The sequence below is a fragment of the Nocardioides allogilvus genome (assembly GCF_003047285.1).
In the GTDB taxonomy this organism is placed as follows: domain Bacteria; phylum Actinomycetota; class Actinomycetes; order Propionibacteriales; family Nocardioidaceae; genus Nocardioides; species Nocardioides allogilvus.
The window spans coordinates 486,122-507,396 of sequence record NZ_PZYX01000002.1 but is presented as its reverse complement, the minus strand read 5'-3'; the positions used below and the strand labels follow the sequence as shown (position 1 = coordinate 507,396).

The 21,275-nt window shown below is 71.4% G+C and carries 18 protein-coding genes; 11 read left to right on the top strand and 7 right to left on the bottom strand.

The window, feature by feature from the left end; genetic code table 11:
• The first annotated feature begins 105 nt into the window (after window positions 1-105).
• Genes C9J87_RS05805 through rodA form a run of 5 tightly spaced genes read left to right on the top strand, consistent with a single transcriptional unit; the run spans window position 106 to window position 5,885 of the window.
• A complete protein-coding gene (locus C9J87_RS05805; RefSeq protein ID WP_036490292.1) occupies window positions 106-1,134 on the top strand; it encodes a rod shape-determining protein in 1,029 nt (342 codons plus the stop codon).
• Window positions 1,134-2,078, top strand: coding sequence for a rod shape-determining protein MreC (gene mreC / locus C9J87_RS05800; protein ID WP_010832093.1), 945 nt, complete (start codon window positions 1,134-1,136; stop codon window positions 2,076-2,078). The genes C9J87_RS05805 and mreC overlap by 1 nt, the downstream gene beginning before the upstream one ends.
• The gene (gene mreD / locus C9J87_RS05795) at window positions 2,075-2,581 is read left to right on the top strand and encodes a rod shape-determining protein MreD (RefSeq protein WP_010832094.1); all 507 of its coding nucleotides are present in this window, start codon (window positions 2,075-2,077) and stop codon (window positions 2,579-2,581) included. Before mreC ends, mreD begins: the two co-directional genes overlap by 4 nt.
• Window positions 2,581-4,701 (top strand): penicillin-binding protein 2, encoded by a 2,121-nt coding sequence (gene mrdA, locus C9J87_RS05790; RefSeq protein WP_010832095.1) that lies wholly within the window; start codon window positions 2,581-2,583, stop codon window positions 4,699-4,701. Before mreD ends, mrdA begins: the two co-directional genes overlap by 1 nt.
• On the top strand, window positions 4,698-5,885 hold the full coding sequence (gene rodA / locus C9J87_RS05785; RefSeq protein ID WP_010832096.1) for a rod shape-determining protein RodA: 1,188 nt from the start codon (window positions 4,698-4,700) through the stop codon (window positions 5,883-5,885). The genes mrdA and rodA overlap by 4 nt, the downstream gene beginning before the upstream one ends.
• A gap of 219 nt (window positions 5,886-6,104) precedes the next feature.
• Here the strand turns inward: rodA and C9J87_RS05780 are convergent, their stop codons facing one another.
• Window positions 6,105-7,082 carry an endonuclease/exonuclease/phosphatase family protein gene (locus C9J87_RS05780; RefSeq protein WP_107704943.1) on the bottom strand — a complete coding sequence of 326 codons (978 nt, stop codon included), beginning with the start codon at window positions 7,080-7,082 and terminating at the stop codon, window positions 6,105-6,107.
• 175 nt (window positions 7,083-7,257) lie between these two features.
• Between C9J87_RS05780 and C9J87_RS05775 the strand changes: the two genes are divergently transcribed.
• From C9J87_RS05775 to C9J87_RS05765, 3 genes are all read left to right on the top strand, one after another.
• Window positions 7,258-9,219, top strand: coding sequence for a TIGR03960 family B12-binding radical SAM protein (locus C9J87_RS05775; RefSeq protein ID WP_107704942.1), 1,962 nt, complete (start codon window positions 7,258-7,260; stop codon window positions 9,217-9,219).
• Between the two features lie 74 nt (window positions 9,220-9,293).
• On the top strand, window positions 9,294-9,599 hold the full coding sequence (gene ppnP, locus C9J87_RS05770) for a pyrimidine/purine nucleoside phosphorylase (RefSeq protein WP_107704941.1): 306 nt from the start codon (window positions 9,294-9,296) through the stop codon (window positions 9,597-9,599).
• Window positions 9,600-9,604: 5 nt separating this feature from the next.
• On the top strand, window positions 9,605-10,402 hold the full coding sequence (locus tag C9J87_RS05765; protein WP_107704940.1) for a phosphotransferase family protein: 798 nt from the start codon (window positions 9,605-9,607) through the stop codon (window positions 10,400-10,402).
• Here C9J87_RS05765 and C9J87_RS05760 read toward each other — a convergent pair.
• Window positions 10,393-11,430: an alpha/beta fold hydrolase gene (locus C9J87_RS05760; RefSeq protein WP_232819838.1), complete on the bottom strand. Its 1,038-nt coding sequence runs from the start codon at window positions 11,428-11,430 to the stop codon at window positions 10,393-10,395. The genes C9J87_RS05765 and C9J87_RS05760 overlap by 10 nt on opposite strands.
• Window positions 11,431-11,465: 35 nt before the next feature.
• Here C9J87_RS05760 and C9J87_RS05755 point away from each other — a divergent pair, with 35 nt between their 5' ends.
• Complete coding sequence (locus C9J87_RS05755) at window positions 11,466-12,005, top strand: hypothetical protein (protein WP_107704939.1); 540 nt, start codon at window positions 11,466-11,468, stop codon at window positions 12,003-12,005.
• A gap of 1 nt (window position 12,006) precedes the next feature.
• Window positions 12,007-14,487, top strand: a complete 2,481-nt coding sequence (locus tag C9J87_RS05750) for a rhamnan synthesis F family protein (RefSeq protein WP_107704938.1) — start codon at window positions 12,007-12,009, stop codon at window positions 14,485-14,487.
• On the opposite strand, the gene C9J87_RS05745 is transcribed toward C9J87_RS05750, so the two are convergent.
• Both C9J87_RS05745 and C9J87_RS05740 read right to left on the bottom strand, forming a co-directional pair.
• Window positions 14,474-17,020, bottom strand: coding sequence for a rhamnan synthesis F family protein (locus C9J87_RS05745; RefSeq protein ID WP_107704937.1), 2,547 nt, complete (start codon window positions 17,018-17,020; stop codon window positions 14,474-14,476). The genes C9J87_RS05750 and C9J87_RS05745 overlap by 14 nt on opposite strands.
• Window positions 17,020-17,562, bottom strand: coding sequence for a hypothetical protein (locus C9J87_RS05740; protein ID WP_107704936.1), 543 nt, complete (start codon window positions 17,560-17,562; stop codon window positions 17,020-17,022). The genes C9J87_RS05745 and C9J87_RS05740 overlap by 1 nt, the downstream gene beginning before the upstream one ends.
• A gap of 76 nt (window positions 17,563-17,638) precedes the next feature.
• Here C9J87_RS05740 and C9J87_RS05735 point away from each other — a divergent pair, with 76 nt between their 5' ends.
• Entirely contained in the window at window positions 17,639-19,207 is a 1,569-nt protein-coding gene (locus C9J87_RS05735; RefSeq protein WP_157953123.1) for a DUF2142 domain-containing protein, read from the top strand.
• 4 nt (window positions 19,208-19,211) lie between these two features.
• Here the strand turns inward: C9J87_RS05735 and C9J87_RS05730 are convergent, their stop codons facing one another.
• Genes C9J87_RS05730 through C9J87_RS05720 form a run of 3 tightly spaced genes read right to left on the bottom strand, consistent with a single transcriptional unit; the run spans window position 19,212 to window position 21,257 of the window.
• Window positions 19,212-20,120 (bottom strand): glycosyltransferase, encoded by a 909-nt coding sequence (locus C9J87_RS05730; RefSeq protein ID WP_198652280.1) that lies wholly within the window; start codon window positions 20,118-20,120, stop codon window positions 19,212-19,214.
• Complete coding sequence (locus C9J87_RS05725; RefSeq protein WP_107704934.1) at window positions 20,110-20,484, bottom strand: DUF2304 domain-containing protein; 375 nt, start codon at window positions 20,482-20,484, stop codon at window positions 20,110-20,112. The genes C9J87_RS05730 and C9J87_RS05725 overlap by 11 nt, the downstream gene beginning before the upstream one ends.
• Window positions 20,481-21,257, bottom strand: coding sequence for a glycosyltransferase family 2 protein (locus C9J87_RS05720; RefSeq protein WP_232819837.1), 777 nt, complete (start codon window positions 21,255-21,257; stop codon window positions 20,481-20,483). The genes C9J87_RS05725 and C9J87_RS05720 overlap by 4 nt, the downstream gene beginning before the upstream one ends.
• Window positions 21,258-21,275 lie beyond the last annotated feature (18 nt).

The following is a 21,275-nucleotide window of genomic DNA, read 5'->3' as shown; positions in this document are numbered from 1 at the left end:
CGTGTCTCCCCGGAACGGGCAGGCGCGCTACCTACCCTGAGCCTTGGGTCGGACCAGTGCCGCCCCACTTCCCCATACACACGCATCTCCAGCGAGGCATCGCAGATGGCTTCAAGTTTCGTCGGCCGGGACATGGCCGTGGACCTCGGCACCGCCAATACGCTGGTCTATGTCCGCGGCAAGGGCGTCGTGCTCGACGAACCGTCCGTGGTGGCGATGAACACCACCACCGGCGAGGTCCTCGCCGTCGGCCACGAGGCCAAGCGCATGATCGGCCGCACACCCGACAACATCGCCGCCATCCGCCCGCTGAAGGACGGCGTCATCGCCGACTTCGAGGCGACCGAGCAGATGCTGCGCTACTTCATCCAGCAGGTGCACCGCCGCCGCTACTTCGCCAAGCCGCGCATGGTCATCTGCGTGCCGAGCGGGATCACCGCCGTCGAGCAGCGCGCCGTCAAGGAGGCCGGCTACCAGGCCGGCGCCCGCAAGGTCTACATCGTCGAGGAGCCCATGGCGGCTGCGATCGGCGCGGGCCTGCCGGTCCACGAGGCGACCGGCAACATGATCGTCGACGTCGGCGGCGGCACCACCGAGGTCGCGGTGATCAGCCTCGGCGGCATCGTCACCAGCATGAGCGTGCGCACGGCCGGCGACGACCTCGACCAGGCGATCATCGCGTGGATGAAGAAGGAGTACTCCCTGATGCTGGGGGAGCGCACCGCCGAGGAGATGAAGCTGACCCTCGGGTCCGCCTTCCCGCTGCCCAACGAGCCCGAGGCCGAGATCCGCGGCCGCGACATGGTCTCCGGGCTGCCGCGCACCGTCGTGGTCTCCAGCGCCGAGCTGCGTCAGGCGATCGAGGAGCCGCTGCACAACATCATCGACGCCGTGCGCTCGACGCTCGACCAGACGCCGCCCGAGCTGGCCGGCGACATCATGGACCGCGGCATCGTCCTGACCGGCGGTGGCGCGTTGCTCCGCGGCCTCGACGAGCGCCTCCGGCACGAGACCGGCATGCCGGTGCACGTCGCCGAGGACCCGCTGTCCAGCGTCGCCCTCGGCGCCGGCAAGTGCGTCGAGGAGTTCGAGGCGCTGCAGCAGGTCCTCGTCTCCGACGTACGGCGGTTCTGATGGCCGGACTCGGGGGAGGCGGTGCGACAGGTGGCCGCGAGCGGCGCTGGCGCGGCATCGACCGGCTCGACTCACGCAACCGTCCGCCACGCTCGGTGCTTGTGGCGCTGGTCCTGGCCAGCGTCACGCTGATCACGCTCGACTTCCACGGCGGCGCCGACTCGCCGCTCGAGCCGGCACGCCGGGCCGTGGGCGAGGTCTTCGGTCCGATCGAGGTCGGCACCGCCGCCGTGATCCGCCCGTTCACGGCCGTCCCGACGTGGATCCGGACCCAGGGCTCGCTCAGCGACGAGGTGCGCGACCTCGAGGCCGAGAACTCCGAGCTCCGCAGCCAGGTCGCGACCGCCGGCTACGACAAGAACCGGCTCGAGGAGTACGACGGCCTGACCCAGTCCGCCGAGAGTCTCGGTCGCGCGCTGGTCCCGGCCCGGGTCGTGGCCCACGGCCCCTCGCAGTCCTACAGCCAGACCGTCACCATCGACGCGGGCTCCCGGGCCGGCATCGGTCCGGACATGACGGTGATCAACAACGACGGGCTGGTCGGTCGCGTCCTGCGTGTCACCCGCACCACCGCGACGGTGCTGCTGCTCATCGACAAGGAGTCCAACGTGGGCGGCCGCGTCGGCTCGAGCCTGGAGATCGGCTTCGTCCAGGGCCGGGGCTCGCTGGCCGACGACGAGCTCGACCTGCACCTCGTCGACGACGCCGTCATCCCGGGCAAGCACGACACGGTCGTGACCTGGGGCAGCTCCCAAGGCCCCTACCAGCGTGGGGTGCCCATCGGTCGGGTCACCGACGTCTACTCCAGCCTGATCGCGAGCACGCAGCGCGCCGTGATCGAGCCCTTCGTCAACTTCTCCGCGCTCGACGTCGTGGGCGTGATGGTGCCGACCGGCACCACCAGCGACCGGGCCGTGATCGAGGCCGACGGAGCGATGCGATGAAATTCCGCCTCGCCCTCGCCGCCCTCGCGATCGCGGTCGCCCTGGTCCTGCAGGTCTCGCTCTTCCCGCACTTCGCCTGGCACGGCATCGTGCCCAACCTGTGCCTGCTCGTCGTCGTCGCGGCTGCCCTCACCATCAACGCGCCCGCGGCCATGGTGCTCGGCTTCGCGGCCGGGGTGGCCCTCGACCTCGTGCCGCCCGCCGACCACGTCGCGGGTCGCTGGGCGCTCGCCCTCACGGTGGTGGCGTTCCTCGCCGCCCGGGTGCGCCAGGACGTGAAGCCGACCGCCGCAGCCGTGGTCGGGACGGTCGCCGCCTCCTCGTTCGTCGGCACCTCGATCTTCGCGCTCACCGGCCTGCTCCTCGGTGAGAGCGGCTCGGTGCCCGATCTCCTGCTGGTCATCGCCGTGGCCGTCGTGTGGGACGTGCTGCTCACGCCGCTCGTGCTGCCACCGCTGATGAAGCTCTTCGCCCGACTCGATCCGCAGCTGGCGACGACCTGATGGCTGTCACCGGTTCACAGAAGAGCCGCCTGCGGCTCGTCGTCGTGCAGGCGCTCGTCTTCTCCCTCTTCGCCACACTCTTCGTCCGCCTCTACTACCTCCAGGTCGTCGGCGGTGAGGGCTACCAGGCCCAGGCGGCCGACCAGTCGGTCCGCGACATCGTCGTCCAGCCGCAGCGCGGCCTGATCGTCGACGACCAGGGCCGACCTCTGGTCGCCAACCGCACCTCCTGGGTCATCTCGATCGACCGCAACCTGATCGACAAGCTGGGGGAGCGGCAGCGCACCGAGCTCGTCCGCCGCGTCTCGGTCGTGGTCGACCAGGCGCCCGAGGACCTCGAGGAGCGCCTGGTCACCTGTGGACACGAGGGCAGCATCCGCGGCACCTGCTGGAACGGCTCGCCCTACCAGCCCGTGCCGGTCGCCACCGACGTCGGCAAGGACGTCGCGCTGCGCGTGCTGGAGCAGCCCGAGGACTATCCCGGCGTCGTCGCCGAGCAGCAGAACGTCCGCGCCTACCCGCGCCCGTTCGGCGTCAACCTGGCCCACGTCCTGGGCTACCTCAGCCCGATCACCGAGGACGAGTTCGACGCCGCTCAGGACGCCGACGACCAGTCGCTCAACGGTGCCTCCAGCGTCGGACGCGCCGGCATCGAGAAGCAGTACGACGAGTGGTTGCGCGGGCTCCCGGGCTACCGCCGGGTCGCGGTCGATTCGATGGGCCGCGTGCTCGGGGACGACAGCACCATCGAGGCCACGCCCGGCGACACGCTGGTGACCTCCATCGACGCCAAGGTGCAGGCCGTGGTCGAGAAGGCCCTCGCCGAGCGGATCAAGGTCCAGCGCCAGACCTTCGACGATGTCTCGGGGCGCTACTACGAGGCCGACTCGGGTGCCGCCGTGGTGATGGAGGCGAAGACCGGGCGGATCGTCGCGATGGCGAGCCAACCGACGTACGACCCCGGCGTCTGGGTGGGTGGCATCACCGAGAAGGAGCTCCAGCACCTCTACTCCGAGGAGGCCGGGACGCCGCTGCTCTCGCGCGCGACCCAGGGCCAGTTCGCGCCCGGCTCGACGTGGAAGCCCTTCATGACGGCCGGCGCGCTCCAGAACGGCTACTCGACCGACACCTCGCTGCCGTGCTCGAGCGGCTTCCAGGTCGGCAACCGGGTGTTCAAGAACTACGAGTCCGGCTCCTACGGCAGCATCGGCTTCGCGAAGGCGCTCGAGGTCTCCTGCAACACCTTCTTCTACCGCGTCGGCTACAACTTCTGGCAGAAGTTCGGCTCCGACGAGGCCGACGTGAACGCGAAGGACCCGCTGGTCGAGAAGGCGAAGACCTTCGGGTTCGGCTCCCGCACCGGGATCGACGTCCCCGGTGAGGCTCCCGGACGCATCGCCGACCGGCAGTGGAAGCGTGACTACTACGAGTCCATGAAGGACTACTACTGCGGACTGGCCGACAAGCCGCAGACCGCGGAGACCAGCGACTTCGTCTACAAGTTCGCCCGCGAGTTCTGCATCGAGGGCTATGCCTACCGCGCGGGCGACGCGGTCAACTTCTCCATCGGCCAGGGCGACACGATCGTCACGCCGCTTCAGCTGGCGCGTGCCTACGCCGCGCTGTCCAACGGTGGCACCCTGTGGCAGCCGACCGTGGCCAAGGCCGTGGTCAGCCCCTCGGGCGAGGTGCTGCGCCGGATCCGGCCGGTGAGGTCGGGGAACGTCGACGTACCCCGCAAGTACCTCGACTACATCGACGCGGCCCTGCAGAACGTCAGCAGGGTCGGGACGATGGCCTGGAAGCTCGTCGGCTTCCCGCTCGACGACGTGAAGATCCGGGCCAAGACCGGCTCGGCCGAGGTCTACGGCAAGCAGTCGACCGGCTGGGTCGCGTCCTACACCGAGGACTACGTCGTCGTCATGATGATCAGCCAGGGCGGCACCGGCTCGGGCTCCACGGGCGACGCCGTGCGCGAGATCTGGGAGACGCTCTACGGCGTCGACGGCGAGACCGTGAAGCCGGACGCAGCCGCCATCCCCGGCGTCGTCGCGCCCGACACCTTGCCCACCTTCCTGCGGGACGGCTCGATCCTGCCGCCGGTGAAGGAGACGAAGTGAGCATCTCGACCTCGACCCGCACCACGCTGAAGGCACCCGGCCTCGACTGGTTGCTGATGGGGGCCGCGCTCGCGCTGGTCGTCCTCGGCACCCTGCTCGTCTGGTCGGCGACCTCCACCCGCGAGGACCTCACTGGCGGCGAGACGACCGCCTACCTCACCAAGCAGCTCGTCAACGTCGCCATCGGGCTGGTCCTGATGGTGATGGTGATGGCCACCGACCACCGCTGGGTGCGGATCGTGGCTCCGGTGTTCTACGCCGGCTCGATCGTGGGGCTGGGGCTCGTGCTCGTGGCCGGCTCGACGATCAACGGCTCCCGCTCGTGGCTGCAGGTCGGCGGCATGTCGATCCAGCCCTCGGAGTTCGCCAAGCTCGCCGTCGTCGTCGGGATGGCGCTGCTGGTCGCCGAGCGCACCGAGGGACGCTGGCGCCGCGGCGTACGCACTCCCGAGGTGATCGGCATGCTGGTGATCGCGGGGCTCCCCGCCGCGCTCATCATGCTGCAGCCCGACCTCGGCACGATGCTGGTGCTGACCGCGACCGTCTTCGGCGTCCTGGCCGTCTCGGGCGCGGACCGGCGCTGGCTGATCGGGCTCACCGCAGCGGGCATCGCGGCTGCTGCCCTCGCCGTCACCGCTGGCGTGCTGAAGGACTACCAGGTCGACCGGTTCCTCGCCTTCACCAACCCCGGCCTCGACCCGCGCGGTGCCGGCTACAACACCGAGCAGGCGCGGATCGCGGTCGGCAACGGCGGCCTGTTCGGTCAGGGACTCTTCGACGGCTCGCAGACCCGCTCCGGCTTCGTGCCCGAGCAGCACACCGACTTCATCTTCACCGTCGCCGGCGAGGAGCTGGGGCTGGTCGGCGCAGGCCTCGTCATCGCCCTGCTGGCCGTCGTCATCTGGCGGGCGCTGGCCATCTCGGCCGACACCGACGACATGTTCGGCCGGATCGCCGCCGCCGGCATCGCCTGCTGGTTCGGCTTCCAGGCCTTCCAGAACATCGGCATGTGCCTGGGCATCATGCCGGTCACCGGCGTCCCGCTTCCCTTCGTGTCGTACGGCGGAAGCTCGATGTTCGCCGGCATGCTCGCGCTCGGCCTGCTGCAGAACATCCACCTGCGCTCGTCGTCGGCACTCCCGACCAGGTTGCTCGCCACTCAGCGGGTGCTGGTCCGCCGCTAGGACGTTTCCCCTTGCCGCGGAGCGGCTGCGGGGCTGCGCGGAGACGGTGAGCTCCCGACTTCGTCGGGCGTGGACCGGGTTCCCCTTGCCGCGGAGCGGCTGCGGGGCTGCGCGTCGACGGTGAGCTCCCGACTTCGTCGGGCGTAAACCGGGTTCCCCTTGCCGCGGAGCGGCTGCGGGGCTGCGCGTCGACGGTGAGTTCCCGACTTCGTCGGGGACTCACCGTCTCCGCTTGGGACAGTCCGTCGCGGCGGGGACCACGAAGTCGGCGTACAACCGCGCGTGGTCGGAGATCGAGGAGCGGAGCACGGCCGCGCGCTGCGGCTCGATGGTGGGGCTGGCGAGCAGGAAGTCGATGCGCGAGCCGTTGGGGCCGGTGCCCTCGGGGCCGGAGCCGACGGACCAGGCGTCGACCAGCACGCTGGTCAGCGGCGCGAGGGTGGCAGTGTTGATGGTGGCGTTCATGTCGCCGCCGAGGATGACGGGGTTCTCCTCGTTGGCGATGATGCCGGCGACGTGGCGCGCCTGGGCCTCGCGCAGGCCGACGATCTTGTTCTGCAGATGGGTGTTGTAGATACGCACCTCCTGGCCGCCGATCTCGACCCCCACACCGAGGAGCCCGCGCTGCTCGCCTCCGGGACCGTTGGGCAGGAGGTAGTTCTCGGAGCCGAGGATCTTGAAGCGGGACAGGATCGCGACGCCGTACTCCCCGCCGCCCGAGCGCACGTTGGCGCCGAAGGCGTGGTTCATCCCCAGCGCCTCGGCGAAGTAGGCCGCCTGGTCGATGTTGCCCGTGCTGCCCTTGAACCGGTCGATCTCCTGCAGCAGCACGATGTCGGGGTCGAGGGCCCTGATCTCGGCGGCGACGGTGCCGATGCCGCCGTAGGAGCGGTGGGTGTTGAAGTCGAGCACCCGGATCTTGACCGACTGCTGCAGCTTCTTGCACGCGATGGCCTCGATGCCGGGCGGCGGCGTCGGGATCACGTCGGTCTCGCCCTTGCCCGGCTTGCCGGGCTCCTCCGTCTCGTCGGTCGGCAGCGGCACGACGGTCCCGCTCGGGCTCTGGGTCGCGGTGGGGGTGGGCGCCGCGTCGGGCGCGTCATCGCCGCGGGTGCGATCGAGGACGACCAGCGTCGCGATGATGCCGAGGACGAGGAGCAGCAGGCCCGCGCGGACGAGGTTCTCGCGCTTGGTCACTGGCTTCCCCCGGGATCTCTACGCGCCACGTCGCGCGGTCGTCGGGAGAAGTGTGCCGCAGACCCGGTCCGGGGAGGGCGACGAGGTCGCCGTACCCGAGAACTGCGCATCCCCCTTGCATCCGGCGTAGCCTTGGAGGCTGCTCCATTCCTGCCAGTCCTCGAGGTGTCTCTTCGTGTCCGTCGCTGTTTCCCCGGCATCGGTCTTCCCCCAGCTGGAGTCCCGGCTCCCGTCCGTCCAGAAGCCGATCCAGTACGTCGGCGGCGAGCTCAACTCGACCCTCAAGGAATGGGACTGCGGCGGTGAGACCACCGTCCGCTGGGCGCTGATGTATCCCGACGCCTACGAGGTCGGCCTGCCCAACCAGGGCGTCCAGATCCTCTACGAGGTGCTCAACGAGCGCGACTGGATCGTCGCCGAGCGCACCTACGCCGTGTGGCCGGACATGGAGGCCGTGATGCGCGAGCACGGCATCCCGCAGTTCACCGTCGACCAGCACCGCCCCGTGCGTGCCTTCGACGTCTTCGGCCTGAGCTTCTCCACCGAGCTCGGCTACACCAACATGCTCAACGCCCTCGACCTGGCCGGCATCCCGCTGCACGCCGCCGACCGCTCCGACGACGACCCGATCGTGCTCGCCGGCGGTCACGCCGCGTTCAACCCCGAGCCGATCGCCGACTTCATCGACGCCGCCGTGCTCGGTGACGGCGAGGAGGTCGTGCTCGCGATCTCCGAGGTCGTGCGCGAGTGGAAGGCCGAGGGCGAGCCGTCCGGTCGCGACGAGCTGCTGCGCCGCCTCGCCGTCAGCGGCGGGGTCTACGTCCCCAAGTTCTACGACGTCGCGTACGCCGAGGACGGCACCATCGAGGCCGTCGTGCCCAACCGTCCGGGGATCCCGTTCCGGGTCGCCAAGCACACCCTGATGGACCTCGACGCCTGGCCCTACCCCGCCAAGCCCCTCGTGCCGCTGGCCGAGACCGTCCACGAGCGCTTCTCCGTCGAGATCTTCCGCGGCTGCACGCGCGGCTGCCGGTTCTGCCAGGCCGGGATGATCACCCGACCGGTGCGCGAGCGCTCGATCGAGACCATCGGTGCGATGGTCGAGAACGGCATCCGCAAGTCCGGCTTCGAGGAGGTCGGCCTGCTCTCGCTGTCGAGCGCCGACCACACCGAGATCGGCGAGATCGCCAAGGACCTGGCCGACCGCTACGAGGGCTCCAACGTCTCGCTCTCCTTGCCCTCGACCCGGGTGGATGCCTTCAACATCACGCTCGCCAACGAGTTCTCCCGCAACGGTCGCCGCTCGGGCCTGACCTTCGCGCCCGAGGGCGGCAGTGAGCGGATGCGCAAGGTCATCAACAAGATGGTCAGCGAGGAAGACCTGATCCGGACCGTCGCAGCGGCGTACAGCCACGGCTGGCGCCAGGTGAAGCTCTACTTCATGGTCGGCCTGCCCACCGAGACCGACGAGGACGTGCTGCAGGTCGCCGAGCTGGCGAAGAAGGTGATCGCCAAGGGCCGCGAGGTCTCCGGCCACAACGACATCCGCTGCACCGTGTCGATCGGCGGCTTCGTGCCGAAGCCGCACACGCCGTTCCAGTGGGCCGCCCAGCTCGACCACGAGACGACCGACGTGCGGCTGAAGAAGCTGCGCGACACCGTCCGCGACGACAAGCGCTACGGCCGCGCCATCGGCTTCCGCTACCACGACGGCAAGCCCGGCATCGTCGAGGGACTTCTCTCGCGCGGTGACCGACGCGTCGGCGGGATCATCGAGCAGGTCTGGCGCGACGGCGGCCGCTTCGACGGCTGGAGCGAGCACTTCTCCTACGACCGCTGGATGGAAGCCGCTTCGGTCGCCTTGGCCGGCACGGGCATCGACGTCGACTGGTACACCACCCGCGAGCGCGACTACGACGAGGTGCTCCCGTGGGACCACCTCGACTCGGGCCTCGACAAGGACTGGCTGTGGGGTGACTGGGAGGACGCCCTCGCGGTCGCCGACGGCTCCTCCGACGTCGAGATCGAGGACTGCCGCTGGACCCCGTGCTACGACTGCGGTGTCTGCCCGGAGATGAACACCGAGATCCAGATCGGCCCGACGGGGCAGCGGCTGCTCCCGCTCGCGGTCATCTGACGCTAGTCGAGAGACAGCGGTATTCCGCAGCCACCGGGTGACTGCGCGATACCGCTGTCCACGATGATGTGCGCATGACCACGATCGACAACGTCACCCTCGACACCGCCGCCAACGTCTACTTCGACGGGTTGTGCGTCAGCCACACGTTCCACCTCGCCGACGGCACCCGCAAGAGCGCGGGCGTCATCTTCCCCAGCACGCTCACCTTCGGCACTGCCGCGCCCGAGGTCATGGAGATCGAGGCCGGGTCGTGCCGGGTCACCCTCGATGACCAGATGACGTCGTACGGCGCGGGGGAGTCGTTCGCCGTTCCCGGTGACTCCTCCTTCGACATCGAGGTGCTCGAGACGCTGAGCTACGTCTGCCACTACGGCTGACGATCGTGCACACCCACGACGTCACGGTCATGGGCGACGTCGTGCGCAAGCGCTACGTCTCGTGGGACGACCGCGAGCCGGAGCGGGAGTGGGCGGGACTGGTGCACCTGTCCCGTGAGTCGCCCGGCCTGGCGCCGACCCCGGTCGCACGTGAGGTCGAGGACGGTCGGCCCGTGGTCGTGATGTCCCTCGTCCCCGGCGAGCCGCTGACCGGCACGCTGAGCGCCGCCCAGTCGAAGGCCTTCGCCGAGGTGCTGCGCCGGCTGTTCGCCGTACCCGTGCCGGAAGACTTGGCGGAGCGCGCGAACGGACCGCAGGTGATGCGGGACCACGTACGCGAATGGCTGGCCGAGGACTACGACCTCACCCAGTGCCAGGACCAGGCACTGGTCCGCACCGCCAAGGATCGTGCCGTCGCGTGGCTCGCTGCCGTTCAGCTGCCGGATCTCGTCGACCACGTCGTGGCACAGGGGGACGGCAACCTCGACAACGTGCTCTGGGACGGCGAGGTCTGCCGGCTGATCGACTGGGAGGAGTACGGCGCCTCCGACCTCACCTACGAGATCGCGGACGTGGTCGAGCACGCGTCGTCGCGGCTGACCCGCAGCCTCGACGTGGACGCCCTCCTCGCCGACCTCGACCTCGACCCCACGCAACGGGAGCGGCTCGCGGTGCACCGGCTGCTGCTCGCCTGCTTCTGGCTGATGATGCTGCTGCCGGGCAACGGCGGCTTCAAGCGCAACCCGGCGGGCTCGACGGAGGACCAGGCGCGGCACGTGCTCGCCCTGCTGGATCAGACCTGACTGTCGAAGTAGCGGATCGTCCGGTCCATCGCGGCGGTGAACGCCGGTCCGAAGGCGTGCCCGTCGTCGTACCACTCCAGGGTCGAGTCGACCCCGGCGAGGCGCATGGCGTCCTGGGTGGCTCGGGCCCACCGGGGCGGGCAGGTGTCGTCGAAGCGACCGTGCACGATCAGCACCGGCTCGGTGATCGCCGACAGGTATGGGCGGGCGGAGACTGCCTGCCAGAAGGCAGGCTGGTCCTCGGGCAGCCCGTGGGCCTCGACGATCGCCGCCGCGCGGGAGTCGCCGTCGCGCCGGACGAAGTGGTTGAAGTTCTCGCCCTCCAGCGACGACACCGATGCCCACAGGGACGCTGCGCGCACCAGTCCGGGCGCGGCGATCAGGGCCTTCATCACGACCCCGCCGCCCATCGAGCGGCCCATCAGCGCGACCCGGTCATCGTCCAGCGGCACGGCGCGTGCTGCGCGCAGTGCCTTCACCGCCGCGATCACGTCGGCGGAGTAGCCGAGCCGCAGGTCGCGGGCCGGGCGCGGATCGTCGCTCGATCCGGCGTGCCCGCGGTAGTCGACGTGCAACGCGATGTAGCCCCGGCTCGCGAGCACCGCGCGCTCACGCGTCATCCCCTGGCCGCTGGCATAGACGGCCGGGTCGATGTAGCCGTGCGCCAGCACCACCGCCGGGAACGGCCCGGACCCCGTGGGGATGTTGAGCACGCCGCTGACCACCAGGGAACGCCGGCCGGACGTGGAGCCGTACGTCACGTCGTACGAGGTGTACGCCGCCGTGCTCTCGCGCACGGCACCGAGCCGCAGTCTCGAGCCCCGGTGCGAGGTCGCCTGCAGCGCAGCCATCGACACCGGGTCCAGGGGCGTGGTCGGGGCGACGGACGCAGTGCCGGCCGGTGAGCGGGGTGCCGGCAGGACGGGGGACGTGTCCGCGGGCGTGGTGCCCGGAGGCGCCGCCGGGGTGCACGCCGTGAGCAGGACGGCCGTGAGCGCCACGGCAACGAGTCGGCGGGTGCACCTCACGTGACCACGGTACGGCGGGCGATAGGGTCGCGCTCGTGACCGTGCACCCTCCTGAGCCCGACTCCACCGCGCTCATGGCGGAGCTGGCGGCCGCTCGGGCCGAGCTGGCGCAGCTGCGCACGGCCCAGGAGCAGGTCGCCGAGCGGGAGGCCGAGCTGGTCGCCGCCCGCGACGCAGCCGAGCGGATCGCGCGGACGCTCTCCGAGGCGTTGGCCGACCGGGTGCGCATCGACGCCGCAGGTCGAGGCCGGGGGAGCGGGCTGCTGAAGGGCCGGCAGAAGCCGGTCACCCGCGACGAGGAGGCGCAGCTCGAGCTGATCCGCGGCTCGGAGCTGTGGGACCCCGCGTGGTACCTCCGCACCTATCCCGACGTGATCGAGCTGGGGGAGGACCCGGCGCTGCACTTCGTGCGCCACCCCTACTACCCGGTCCGGCACCCGAGCCCGCGCTTCGACGTCCGGCAGTACCTCATCGACCACCCGGACGCGGTCGAGCAGCGGATCAACCCGCTCGTCCACTTCCTGCTCACGCCGGAGTCCCAGGGTGCCGACGCCTACCCGCCCAAGCCCCGCTGAGATGACCGGTCCGATCGACGGGCGCCGGGCCGAGGTGGCCGACTTCCGGCGGCGCTGGCACCGCTTCGCGCGACGCTGGCGCGCGGCCTCGCTCCGGGACCTCGACGAGGCGCGCACGCTGCTCGACAAGGCGCTGGCCGAGGGCCTGCCGCCCGTCGGCGACGCCGACCCCGCGCCGCCCCCGCCCGCGGTCCAGGTCGCGTGCGCGCGCGCGGTCGTGGCCGCCAGCGGCTTCCTGGACGCCGACGACTACACCGTCCAGCACCGGCTGCGACGTGGAACCGACCCGGTCCGCCACTTCGTCGACGAGGGCTGGCGCAGCCTGCGCACCCCGAGCCTGCGCTTCGACCTGTGGACCTACTGGACCGAGCACCTCGACCCCACCGACGACACCGTCAACCCGCTGCTCCACTACCTCCTCCGCGGACGGCACGACGGGCTCGCGCCGCTGCCGACCCCGGCCCCGACCCGGCCGCCGACCATCTTCGACAGCCCGCCGCAACGGGCCTGCCTGTTCGCCGGCTACGACCGCGACGGCCTGGTCGACGCCACCGTCGTCGCCTACCTCACCGAGCTGTCCCGCCACGCCGACGTGTTCTACCTCGCCGACGGGGTCCTCGAGCCGGGTGAGCTCGCGAAGCTCGACGGCGTCGTGCAGGGAGCCTGGAGCGTCCCGCACGGCGCCTACGACTTCGGCTCGTTCTCCCTGCTCGCGCGCGACCTCGTCGGCTGGGAACGCCTCGCGGACTACGACGAGGTCGTGCTCGCCAACGACAGCTGCTATCTCCTGCGCCCCCTCGACGGGGTCTTCGCGGAGATGGACACCCGCGCGTGCGACTGGTGGAGCCTGCAGGCGACCTCGATGGAGCACGACGAGTCCTACATCAGCGATGACTCCCCGATCCCGCTGGCCGAGGCCAAGCAGCGCCTCATCGGCCCTCGCCACTGGACCGACGACCGCTTCGTGCACCTGAGCTCCTACTTCCTGGCCTTCCGCCGCCCGGTCCTCGACGACCCCGGCTTCCGCTGGCGCCTCGACACGGTGACCAAGCAGCAGGAGAAGCGCCTGGTGATCCACAAGTACGAAGTGGGCATCAGCCGCTACCTCCTCGACGCCGGCTTCGACTTCGACACCCTGCTGCCCGACCTGTGGGCCTTCCACCCGCTCTACGGACGGCACTTCTTCGAGCTGGTCGAGCGCGGCTTCCCGCTCGTCAAGCGCAACTACCTCGGCGAGAACCCGCGCCACGTCGCCGGGTTGGAGCAGTGGGAGGAGCGGTTGCGCCCCCTCGTCCCCGATGCCCCCTTCGAGGCCATGCGCGCCCACCTCGAGCGCGTCACCGCTCCCGCGATGCTGCGTGAGGCGTACGGCGCCCGGCTGGCCGACGACGGCCGACGCCAGATCCCGCTCCGGGCCACCCAGGGCTACGGCCTGCGCCGGCTGGACCGCGAGACGCCGACCTTCGCGCACTGGTGGGCCTTCCCGGTGGCCGCCTCCGGGCGCCTCGACCCGGGCCTGCGCGCGGTCTTCGAGGAGGTCCGGACGGACCCCAGCGTGCACAAGGTCGTGCTCACCCGCGGGCGCCCCCTCGCCGACGAGCTCACCGGCGAACGGGTCACCGTGCTGCCGATGGACACGCCCGACGGTCAGGCGGCGATGGTGCGCTGTGGGCTGATGCTGACCGACGAGACCCCCGACGTCACCTATCCCTTCTCGTTCCCGCGCTCGCGCCACGACCACGTCCACCTCGGGCTGCCGCACGTCCCGGGTCCCCACGCTGGTGACTGGGGCCGGCTCGAAGCGGTCGCAGCCTGCTCACCCGGCGAGGCCCTCGCGCGGGCCGCGACACTGCCCGACCTGGACCTCGCGCGCCTGTGGCTGACCGGCCTGCCCCGTCACGACCACCTGCTGCTCGCCCCGGAGCTGCTGCCCGCCGACCTGCGAGCCCTGGAGGAGACGCTGCGCGGCGATCTCGCCGGCCGGCCGCTGGTCGTCTGGTGGGCGCGCGGTCCGGCCCGAGCCCTCCCGTCGGGCCTGGCGGACTGGGCGCGCGAGCACGACGTCGTCGTCGGGGTCCGGGAGCCGCGAGTCGACCGCCCCGACGGCTGGACGCGCGCCCTGCTCGACGCCGACCTGCCGCGGCTCATCGGCCTGTCCGACCGCTCCGTGACCTCACCGGTGCCGGTGCACCGGGTCGCCTCGGCGATCGTGACCGACGACGATCCGCACGCCCTCGACGCGCTGGTCACCGGCGTCCCGCTGCTGCGGCTGACCGGTGACGACCTCTCCGCGGCCGCCGACCACGGCTGGGCGCAGCCGACGAGCTGCCCCGACGAGGACGCCCTGCGAGCGAGGCTCACCGAGCTGGCGCTGGCCGGGTTCCCGCTCCGCGAGGTGACCGTGCCCGACGGTGCAGCGCCGCTCGACGGTGCCGCCGCCCGCCGGTTCGTGCACCGGCTGCGGCTGCTCAGGCGTCGCTGACAGCGGGGGCGTCGGCCTCGGCGACCCACTCCTGCCACGGCAGGTAGGTCTGCTTGAGCCGGTCCACCAGCCGCGCGGCGCTGCGCCCGTCGGACAGGGCGTGCAGGGCACGGCCCCACTCGGCGTACGGCGCCTCGACCTGACCGTCGGAGAGCGCGTGCTCGACGGCCGCGACCAGCGCGCCGGTGTCCGCGGGCACGGCGAACGGCAGGTCCGGCGTCCCAGGGGAGGCGACGGCGGGCCGACCGGTCGGGGAGAAGTCGGCGAGGTCGGCGGGGGTGCCGCTGACCAGGACGTCCGCGAGCCGCCACACCATCTCCGGGACCAGCGGGGCCCGCAGGCCCAGGGTGCCCTCGAGCCACGACACGTCCATCAGGTCGACGAGCGGTGACGGCACGCGGGGTGTCGCGCCGGAGGTGGGCAGCACCGCCACCACCACCTCGTCCGCGCGCGTGCCCGCCCACGTGGCCAGCGCCGCGAGGTCGATCTCCCCGCCGCGAGCAGGTGAGAGCAGGACGAGCCGGCGGCCCTTGAGGAGCCCGCGCAGGGCGGTCAGCTCGCTGCGGAGCTCACCGAAGAGCCCCTCCTCGTCGCGCAGCAGCAGGTCGACGCGTGGCGAGCCGATCGCCCACAGGCCGTCGGGGTCGAGGTCGGGGTAGTCGGTCCCGGCCCCGTCGTGGGCGGTGACAAGCGCTCGGGTCAGGTGCGCCTCGTAGTCCGCGGGCGGCAGCGGCCGCTCTCCGGCGAGGCTCGAGCCAGCGAGCGCCACGACGGCCGGCTGCAGGCCGGTGGCGTGCCCGAGGTCGAGGAACCGGTGGTGGCGACGGCCCAGCGGGTGGTTGACGTCGGCTCGGGGACCGATCGTGCAGAAGACGGTGGCGGCGCGGAGGCCGTACATCTGACCGGCCGTGCTCTCCGAGGGCACGGCCGCGACGTTGTCACCGCCGAGCTTCACGCGGTGTCCACCGAGCAGCACGACCTTCTTGACCGACGGGTCGTCGCGGACCTCCTCGAAGACCGCGCGCACCGCGCCGGACAGCACGCCGGTGCGTGGGTCGACCGGGAAGATCCACCAGTGGTCGAACTTCGGTACCCAGCGGTCCTCGTCGGCGAACTCGGCCGGCCCGATGTGCCCGGGCGGCTGCGCGGTGCCGTCGCGGCGGGAGCGGAAGCCGAAGCTGCGCACGAGGCTCCAGGGTGGCGCGGTGCGACGCATGCTGCGGTCCATCGCCTCGACGTCGGCGCCCGGAGCGGCTTCGAGCACCCGCTCCTTCCACCGGTGCAGGTCGGGTGTCTCGAACGGGTTCTCCGTCAGCAGCTGGCGCTTGAGCAGCGGGAAGCCCTCGTGCATCAGCTCGAAGGCCGACGCGCGGTAGACCGGGTGGTAGGCCAGGATCCCGTCGACGAACGTGGCCATCGTGAAGCCGGCCAGGATCAGCAGCCGGGAGAAGCCGATCTCGTACTTGAGGATGATCGTGACCTTCTCCGACTGCGACGCCACCTCGTCGAGCCGCTTCCGGAACCGCGGGTCGGTGTGCACGCGACGGCGGTAGCACAGGAAGTAGGAGCCGACGTGGATGAAGTCGGAGTAGCGCCACAGCGCCAGCTCGCGCATCTGCTCGCCGACCTCGTCGAGGCCGAGCCGCCGCCCGAGGGCGTCGAAGGCACGGTCGTCGAAGTCGTCGTACGTCGCCTGCAGCCCCCACCAGTCGCAGGTCGTCGCGTCCATCTTGGCGAAGACCTGGTCGAGCGGCTGCACCAGGAAGCACGAGTCGTTGGCGAACATCAGCTCGTCGTAGCCGTCGACGACGTCCCAGCCCACGAGGTCCTTGGCGAGCATCGAGTAGGAGCCGAAGTCGTAGCGGCCGTGCCGGATTCCCCACGCGCCCTGGGTGTACGGCGCCAGCTTCTCCAGCTCGCCGGGCGCGAGCTCGCAGTCGGCGAGGTAGTAGACGTCGGCGAACCGGCTCAGGTCGGCGATGTAGGTGACGACCGTGTCGTCGACGACCCCGTCGCCGTCGTAGCCGGCGAACAGGCAGACGCGGCGCGGGGCGTGGTCGGGACCGGGCGCCGCCGGGGGCGGCAGGGTCTCGAGGCTCGGGAGCGGGGACAGCCCGGCGCGACGGCCTTCGACGGCGTAGTGCACCACCGGGTTGACGTCCTCGCGCGTCGCGTCGAGGTGGTCGCACCAATAGCTCCACATGTCGAAGTCCGCGGAGGGGTGGCGCAGCTCCTTCCACCCGCGCAGCACGAAGTGCTCGAGCTGCTCGTTGCGGCCGCACAGGTCCCAGAAGAGGTCCTTGTTGTGGGCCCAGTAGCCCATGGTGTCGAAGAGGCCGGCGGCCTGGATGACGGCCGCCTCGGCGCGGCCCCGCTCGCGTGCGCTCGGGTCGAAGGACGACGAGGGCTCGCCGGGCGGGAGCCCGTCACGGACGGCATCGGCGACCAGCCGGGCGCGGGTCTCCTCGTCGGCGCCGAGGAACGTCTCGCAGAAGGCCAGCCAGCGGGTGCGGTAGGCCCCGAGGGCCAACATCAGCTCTCCGCAGCGTCGACGAGGACGCGGCCGTCGTCGAGCCGCCCGTGCCGCTGGGCGTGCACGACGGCCGGCAGCCCGGCCTCGGCGACCTCGGGGTGGCGACGCAGGTAGCGCCCGGTGCTGAAGCCCTCGCTCGGGTCCAGGCGACGGGCGTTGGCGTGGCGGACGTGGTGCAGCGCCGGGGCGAGGCGCTGCTCGAGGATCTCGGACTGGTGCTGCCGGAGATACCAGCCGGCGTCGAAGAGCGCGCTGGCCTCGACCTCACGCACCAGCTCGGCCTCGAGATCGCGGCGGCGCAGCCGGCCGAGACCGGACTCCTGCTCGCGCCAGTAGCCCGCCGAGAGCTCGGCGGCGAGGGCGGTCGCGAGTGCCTCGGACTGCGCGCGGAGCCGGGCCCGCTGGCGCCGTACGCGCTGGAGAGCCTCGGTCAGGTGCTCGAGCTCGTTGCGCACCCACTTGGTCTCGCGACGGGAGAGGTCGAGCTCACGTCTCGCGTCAGCGAGGCTGCCCGCCGCTGTCGGGTCCGAGTCGTGATCCACGCGTCGGAACCCTACACTCGCCCGGGATCCCGAGATCGAAACGGCTCGGGACGGGGCAAGGAGAGGACTGCGGTTCGTGCAGACACCAAGGGGCAGGTGGGCAGCATCGCTGCTGCCGGGCGACGCCGACACCCGTGGCGGTCTCTGGCGCAACACCGTCGTCTTCTGGGTGTGGGGCGCGCTCTTCTTCTCCCTGTGGTCGCTCGCGACCCCGCTGTGGTCCGCCCCCGACTCCATCGCCCACGACCTGCGTGCGTACGGCGCGGCGCACGGCAACCTCACGCCGGCCCCGCCGCCGGGGGAGCGGGTGTTCGGCACCACCGGCGTCGACCGCGTGCCCGCCGGGCTGGTCTCCTCGGCCGGCACGGCCGCCTGCTACGCCTTCCAGCCGGAGGTGTCGGCCGGCTGCATGGCGCCGCTGGGCACCGACGAGAAGCTGGTGCGCTACGACAACCCCGCGGGCCGCTACATCCCCACCTACTACGTCGCCACCGGTGTGCCGAGCCTGGTCGTGCCGCTCTCGCTGGCGATGCCGGCGGAGCGCGTCGCCGCGCTGCTGATCAGCTCGTTCTTCCTCGCCTGGGCACTGGCCGCGGCGTGCACCATGCGCCGCCCCGCGATCGCGGTCACGGGTGTCGTCATCGGCTGCTCGCCGATGGTGGGCTACCTCGGCGGCGTCGTGAACCCCAACTCCCTCGAGATCACCGCGATGGCCGCGGTCGGCGCGAGCAGCCTCGCGGCGCTGCTGCGTCCCGACTCGCCGATCTCGCCGACGCTGCTGCGGCACGCGCTGCTCGCCGGCAGCGTCGTGTGCATCACCCGGATGATCTCCCCGGTCTGGCTGGCCATCTGGCTGGGCGTGCTGCTCGTCGCCTTCGGCGGCGTCCTCGTCAAGCGGCTCCTCGAACGTCGGATGCTCGCGTGGACGGCGCTGCCGATCGTCGCCAGCCTGGTCAACTGCGCCTGGACGTTCAGCTCGGCCGGCGCCCTGTCGGGCACCCCGGTCGCGGCCCAGGTGTCGGCCTCGCAGGCGTGGTCGCTGTCGGCAGCGCGGATCGACGGCGGCCTCAACGAGGTCGTGGGCCAGTTCGGGTGGCTCGACACGACGCTGTCGCCGCGTGACTACACCTTCTACATCGCAGCCGCGGTGTTCCTGATCGGCATCCTCGCCACCTTCGTGGATCGCCGCCGCCTCGTCGCCATCGCGACGCTGATCGCGGCGGCCTACTTCGTGCCGGTCGCGATCCAGGCGGCCCAGTGGAACTCGGTCGGCCCGGTCTGGCAGGGGCGCTACACGATCCCGCTGCTGATCCTGGTGCCGACGATGGCCGCGATGGTGGCCGCGCAGTCCGAGCACCCCCTCACCGAACGGATCGCCTTCGCCTTCGTGCCGGTCACCGGGTTGCTGGCCTACGTCCACGTCCGGGCCTACTTCGTGCAGCTGCGCCGCAACGTCGGTGGCGCGTCCGGTGACGCCTTCGACGGGGGCTGGGAGCCGCCGCTGACAGCCGAGGTGCAGTTCGCCCTGCTCACGGTGCTGGTCGTGCTCACGTGGTTGGTCCTCAGCCGTTCCCTGCTCCGGACCGTCGAGCGGCCCGTGCCGGGCGCGGCAGTGCCCAGCGAGCCCGTGACCGCTCCAGCCTGACGCGTCAGCGGGACAGGACGTGGCGCAGCACGCGTGCGGTCGCCGCACGGGAGCGGCTGCGCAGTGCGACCGGGAGCAGCGACACCGCGTGCAACCGTGACGTCCAGTGCGTGCGCGCCGACCGGGCCGCACGGGACCAGCCGCGGGCGCGGAGCGTGGCAGCCACCTCGCCGAACCAGCGCCGCTCGTCAGCGAGCCGGTCGCCCTGCAACAGGCTGGTCGACGAGGCGCTCTCGTCGTGGCGGCGGTAGTCGAAGCAGACCTCGGGAGCGAGGAGCAGGCGGTTGCCGGCCATCACCGCGTCCATGATCAGCGCGAGGTCGAGGATGATCGGCAGGTCCGCACGGAACGAGCGGGGCGCGAGTGCGTCGACCCGGAAGACGAGCGAGGGCCAGTAGAGCCAGTTGCCGCGCAGCAGGCTGGACGCGAGACGCTCGCCGCCGAGCACCGTCGGTCCCGTGATCCGGGGCCGGATCAACGCCTTCACCCGGTCGGCGAGGCCGTTCGCGGGCTGGCCGTCACCGCCGATGACGCGCACGCCGACCTGGATCATCTCGACATCGCCGTACGCCGTGTGGTGGCGCCAGACGGTCGCGACGAAGTCGTCGTGGAGCAGGTCGTCACAGCCGAGGAACATCGCGAGCCGCCCCGTCGCGAGGGTGCGGCACTTCTCGAAGTTGCCCGCGATGCCGAGGTTGACCTCGTTGCGGACGTAGGAGACCCGCGGGTCGGCGTGGTGCTCGTAGGTCTGTCGGGCCGTCGGGTCGGGATAACCGTCGTCGACGATGGTCACCCGCCAGCGCGGGTCGCTCTGGGACAGCACCGTCGCCATGGTGGCGTTGAGCAGTGCCGGGTCGCCCCAGTAGGGGATCAGGACGTGCAGGAACTCGTCCCGGTCCGCGTCATTCGGCACTGCGGTCGATCGGGTCGGTCGGGCGCTCGGTCGCGTCGGCGTTCAGCCGCAGCAGGGCGACCTCCTCGGCGAGGGTCCGGGTGCGCTCCTCGAGCTTCCCGATCTCGAAGCTGTGCTGCAGGCTCATCGCGAGCAGCAGCAGCGAGGCGATGAAGAAGATCAGGTTGGACGGCACCTGCACGTTGAGCAGGTCGGAGAGGCCGAACAGGATCGCCGGGAACGCCGCGATGGCCAGCGAGCCCATCGCCAGGACGAACCAGATCAGGGCGTACTTCTCGCGCAGCCGGTGGCGGCGCAGCATCTCGAAGAGCGTGACGACGACGATGATCGCTGCGGCCAGGCCCAGCACGTTGGCGCTCGTCATGCCGCGTCCAGGGGGAGCGGGCCGTCTTCGGCGACGACACCCTCGTCGAAGCTGGCCGGCCACTTGCGGACGAGGGCCAGGCCGAGGGCGACGACGGCACGGAACAGGAACACCGCTGCGCGGATCGGGGAGGCGCTGGCCGTCCCGGCGATCCGGCGGCGCATGTCGATCGGCACCTGGGTGACCGTGCAGCCCACACGGGTGGCGATGACGAGCGACTCGACGGTGTCGCCGAGGTACTCGGCGGGGTAGTGCTCGGCGAAGACGGTCATGGCGCGGCGGTTGCAGGCGCGGAAGCCGGAGGTGACGTCGGTGAGCCGGGTGCCGGCCAGCCGGCTGAGCACCTTGGCCAGGAGGAACATCGCCCAGCGGCGCGGACCGCGCACGGTGTAGGGGTCGTCGGGCTTGGCGAACCGCACCCCGATGCAGATGTCGGCGTGGTCGAGCTCGGCGATCAGCGCCGGCAGGAAGCGCGGGTCGTGCTGGCCGTCGGCATCGATCTGGACGGCGATGTCGTAGCCCTCGCGCACGGCGTGGCGGTAGCCGGTGCGCATGGCTCCGCCGACCCCGAGGTTGAAGGGCAGCCGGGCCACGCGGGCACCGGCTGCTTCTGCTCGTTCGGCTGTCGCGTCGCCAGAGCCGTCGTCGACGACGAGGACGTCGACCTCGGGGTGGACCTCGAGGATCTCGCGAACCGTCCGGCCCACGCTGTCCTGCTCGTTCCACGCCGGGACGATGACGAGCACGCGGGGTGGTGATTCAGTTCGCGGCACGCGGGGGATCGTAGCAAT